The organism is Amycolatopsis sp. NPDC102522 (genome assembly GCF_055584485.1).
The window spans coordinates 1-5202 of record NZ_JBVJLY010000054.1 but is presented as its reverse complement, the minus strand read 5'-3'; the positions used below and the strand labels follow the sequence as shown (position 1 = coordinate 5202).

General features: G+C 56.3%; 3 rRNA genes. All 3 read right to left on the bottom strand.

The features are described from left to right. Positions 1–4: 4 nt before the first annotated feature. Positions 5–121, bottom strand: a 5S ribosomal RNA gene (gene rrf, locus ACZ6YV_RS44240). A gap of 85 nt (positions 122–206) precedes the next feature. After that, a 23S ribosomal RNA gene (locus ACZ6YV_RS44235) occupies positions 207–3343 on the bottom strand. 323 nt (positions 3344–3666) lie between these two features. Next, positions 3667–5181, bottom strand: a 16S ribosomal RNA gene (locus ACZ6YV_RS44230). Together the 16S, 23S and 5S rRNA genes form the textbook arrangement of a ribosomal RNA operon. Positions 5182–5202: the final 21 nt, after the last annotated feature.

Below are 5202 nucleotides of genomic sequence, written 5' to 3'. Positions count from 1 at the left end.
GTTAGTCCGGCGGTGTCCTACTCTCCCACAACCCTTCGGTTGCAGTACCATCGGCGCTGTCAGGCTTAGCTTCCGGGTTCGGAATGGGACCGGGCGTTTCCCTGACGCTATAACCACCGAAACACTATGAAACAACCACTTCCCACCGAATCATGCTGGTGGTTGTGTGGTGTTTCAGAGCTGTAGAGTGGATGCGTAACATCTTTGTGGGCAAGTCCTCGGCCTATTAGTACCAGTCAACTCGATAACACATTACTGTGCTTCCATTTCTGGCCTATCAACCCAATGGTCTGTTGGGGGCCTTAACCCACAAGGGGTGGGATACCTCATCTTGGAACAGGCTTCCCGCTTAGATGCCTTCAGCGGTTATCCCTTCCGAACGTGGCTAACCAGCCATGCCACTGGCGTGACAACTGGCATACCAGAGGTTCGTCCGTCCCGGTCCTCTCGTACTAGGGACAGCCTTCCTCAAGTATCCTACGCGCGCGGCGGATAGGGACCGAACTGTCTCACGACGTTCTAAACCCAGCTCGCGTGCCGCTTTAATGGGCGAACAGCCCAACCCTTGGGACCTACTCCGGCCCCAGGATGCGACGAGCCGACATCGAGGTGCCAAACCATGCCGTCGATATGGACTCTTGGGCAAGATCAGCCTGTTATCCCCGGGGTACCTTTTATCCGTTGAGCGACACCCCTTCCACCAGGTGGTGCCGGATCACTAGTCCCGACTTTCGTCCCTGCTCGACATGTCTGTCTCACAGTCAAGCTCCCTTGTGCACTTGCACTCAACACCTGATTGCCAACCAGGCTGAGGGAACCTTTGGGCGCCTCCGTTACTCTTTAGGAGGCAACCGCCCCAGTTAAACTACCCATCAGGCACTGTCCCTGAACCAGATCATGGTCCGAGGTTCAGATTCCCAATCCGACCAGAGTGGTATTTCAACAACGACTCCACCAACACTAGCGTGCCAGCTTCACAGTCTCCCACCTATCCTACACAAGCCGAACCGAAAACCAATACCAAACTATAGTAAAGGTCCCGGGGTCTTTCCGTCCTGCCGCGCGTAACGAGCATCTTTACTCGTAGTGCAATTTCGCCGGGCCTGTGGTTGAGACAGCCGGAAAGTCGTTACGCCATTCGTGCAGGTCGGAACTTACCCGACAAGGAATTTCGCTACCTTAGGATGGTTATAGTTACCACCGCCGTTTACTGGCGCTTAAATTCTCAGCTTCACCCCGAAGGGTTAACCGGTCCTCTTAACGTTCCAGCACCGGGCAGGCGTCAGTCCATATACATCGTCTTGCGACTTCGCATGGACCTGTGTTTTTAGTAAACAGTCGCTTTCCGCTGGTCTCTGCGGCCACCCACCCCTAGTCCGCAAGGGACTTCAGAGTGTTTGGCCCCCCTTCTCCCGAAGTTACGGGGGCATTTTGCCGAGTTCCTTAACCACAGTTCACCCGATCGCCTTAGTATTCTCTACCTGACCACCTGTGTTGGTTTGGGGTACGGGCCGTGCACGCACTCGCTAGAGGCTTTTCTCGGCAGCATAGGATCACTCTACTTCACCTCAATCGGCTACGCATCACGTCTCAGCCTTAATGAAACACGGATTTACCTATGCTTCGGCCTACACGCTTACACCAGTACTACCACTCACTGGCGGAGCTACCTTCCTGCGTCACCCCATCACTCGACTACTACGGAATCAGATCCCACGCTCCACAACACCAGTCCACCCCGAAGGGCTTCCCGATGCGCTTTGGGTGGTTAGTATCAACCGCCTCATCCTGGGCGCACGTGCTCGGGTACGGGAATATCAACCCGTTATCCATCGACTACGCCTGTCGGCCTCGCCTTAGGTCCCGACTTACCCTGGGCGGATTAGCCTGGCCCAGGAACCCTTGGTCATCCGGCGGCAGAGTTTCTCACTCTGCATTCGCTACTCATGCCTGCATTCTCACTCCCACACCCTCCACGACTGGCTTCCGCCGCCGCTTCCCTGGATGCAGGACGCTCCCCTACCCATCCACACCACTAGACACAACCCTCAAGGAGTTGAGCCGATGTATTGCATGAATGACACAGCTTCGGCGGTGTGCTTAAGCCCCGCTACATTGTCGGCGCAGGACCACTTGACCAGTGAGCTATTACGCACTCTTTCAAGGGTGGCTGCTTCTAAGCCAACCTCCTGGTTGTCTGGGCAATCCCACATCCTTTCCCACTGAGCACACACTTGGGGGCCTTAGCTGGTGTTCTGGGCTGTTTCCCTCTCGACGACGAAGCTTATCCCCCGCCGTCTCACTGCCACACTCTCACACCACGGTATTCGGAGTTTGGTTGATTTCGGTAACCCGGTAAGGCCCCTAGACCATCCAGTAGCTCTACCCCCGTGGTGAAACATGTGACGCTGCACCTAAATGCATTTCGGGGAGAACCAGCTATCACGGAGTTTGATTGGCCTTTCACCCCTACCCACAGCTCATCCCCTCAGTTTTCAACCTAAGTGGGTTCGGCCCTCCACGTCGTCTTACCGACGCTTCAGCCTGGCCATGGGTAGATCACTCCGCTTCGGGTCTAGACCACGCGACTCAGACGCCCTATTCAGACTCGCTTTCGCTACGGCTACCCCACACGGGTTAACCTCGCCACGCAGCACTAACTCGCAGGCTCATTCTTCAAAAGGCACGCCATCACCCTAAACATCAAAGATGTTGCTCAGGCTCTGACGGCTTGTAGGCACACGGTTTCAGGTACTCTTTCACTCCCCTCCCGGGGTACTTTTCATCTTTCCCTCACGGTACTAGTCCGCTATCGGTCTTCAGGAAGTATTTAGGCTTACCGGGTGGTCCCGGCAGATTCACAGCAAATTCCACGAGCTCGCTGCTACTCGGGAACACCACCAAGATTCACTAACATGTGTTTTCGCGTACGGGACTCTCACCCACTCCGGTCGCCCATCCCAAGGCGTTCCACTAACACACGCGTAAACCCGGAAGACTGTCAGATCTTCCAAGGCGGGTCCCACAACACCACACACACAACGCCTGACAGCTTGACATGTGCATGGTTTAGCCTCTTCCGCTTTCGCTCGCCACTACTCACGGAATCACGGTTGTTTTCTCTTCCTACGGGTACTGAGATGTTTCACTTCCCCGCGTTCCCTCCACACACCCTATATATTCAGATGCGGGTAACACCACATAACTGGTGCTGGGTTTCCCCATTCGGAAATCCTCGGATCACAGCTCGGTTGACAGCTCCCCGAGGCATATCGCAGCCTCCCACGTCCTTCATCGGCTCCTGAAGCCAAGACATCCACCATGTGCCCTTAATAACTTGACCACAAAGATGCTCGCATCCACTCTACAGTTCTCAAACACCACACCAGAAACAAACTCCCGGAGCGTGAAAGCCCCTCGGCGTGTTGCCTCAGGACCCAACAGCGTGCCAATGAACACCATCTCCGACCATCCCGGGATCACCCTTTCCACGCCCCACAAGGAAGCAGTACTCAGACGCCCCGGCAACCGCCGGCGATCGCATAAACCAGTAGTTCCACAATTCCTTGAGCAACCAGCGCCACCACACAGTCGGTGGTGAAACCCTGGCCACCCCACAGTCTTGGTCTCGGGTATCCCGAGGACTGTGGATGTGTTGCTCCTTAGAAAGGAGGTGATCCAGCCGCACCTTCCGGTACGGCTACCTTGTTACGACTTCGTCCCAATCGCCAGTCCCACCTTCGACCACTCCCCCCCTTACGGGTTGGGCCATGGGCTTCGGGTGTTACCGACTTTCATGACGTGACGGGCGGTGTGTACAAGGCCCGGGAACGTATTCACCGCAGCGTTGCTGATCTGCGATTACTAGCGACTCCGACTTCACGCAGTCGAGTTGCAGACTGCGATCCGAACTGAGACCGGCTTTAAGGGATTCGCTCCACCTCGCGGTATCGCAGCCCTCTGTACCAGCCATTGTAGCATGTGTGAAGCCCTGGACATAAGGGGCATGATGACTTGACGTCATCCCCACCTTCCTCCGAGTTGACCCCGGCAGTCTCCCACGAGTCCCCGCCATAACGCGCTGGCAACGTAGGATAAGGGTTGCGCTCGTTGCGGGACTTAACCCAACATCTCACGACACGAGCTGACGACAGCCATGCACCACCTGTACACCAACCACAAGGGAAGCCCTATCTCTAGGGATGTCTGGCGCATGTCAAGCCCAGGTAAGGTTCTTCGCGTTGCATCGAATTAATCCACATGCTCCGCCGCTTGTGCGGGCCCCCGTCAATTCCTTTGAGTTTTAGCCTTGCGGCCGTACTCCCCAGGCGGGGCGCTTAATGCGTTAGCTACGGCACGGACAACGTGGATGTCGCCCACACCTAGCGCCCAACGTTTACAGCGTGGACTACCAGGGTATCTAATCCTGTTCGCTCCCCACGCTTTCGCTCCTCAGCGTCAGTATCGGCCCAGAGACCCGCCTTCGCCACCGGTGTTCCTCCTGATATCTGCGCATTTCACCGCTACACCAGGAATTCCAGTCTCCCCTACCGAACTCAAGTCTGCCCGTATCGCCCGCACGCTCCACGTTAAGCGTGGAGTTTTCACGAACGACGCGACAAACCGCCTACGAGCTCTTTACGCCCAATAATTCCGGACAACGCTCGCACCCTACGTATTACCGCGGCTGCTGGCACGTAGTTAGCCGGTGCTTCTTATCCAGGTACCGTCACTTGCGCTTCGTCCCTGGCGAAAGAGGTTTACAACCCGAAGGCCGTCATCCCTCACGCGGCGTCGCTGCATCAGGCTTTCGCCCATTGTGCAATATTCCCCACTGCTGCCTCCCGTAGGAGTCTGGGCCGTGTCTCAGTCCCAGTGTGGCCGGTCACCCTCTCAGGCCGGCTACCCGTCGTCGCCTTGGTAGGCCATTACCCCACCAACAAGCTGATAGGCCGCGGGCTCATCCTGTACCGCCAGAACTTTCAACCCACCCCCATGCGAGGGAAGGTGATATCCGGTATTAGACCCAGTTTCCCAGGCTTATCCCAAAGTACAGGGCAGATTGCCCACGTGTTACTCACCCGTTCGCCACTAATCCACCCGAAGGCTTCATCGTTCGACTTGCATGTGTTAAGCACGCCGCCAGCGTTCGTCCTGAGCCAGGATCAAACTCTCCAACAATGTCAAATTTGATCGAGGCAA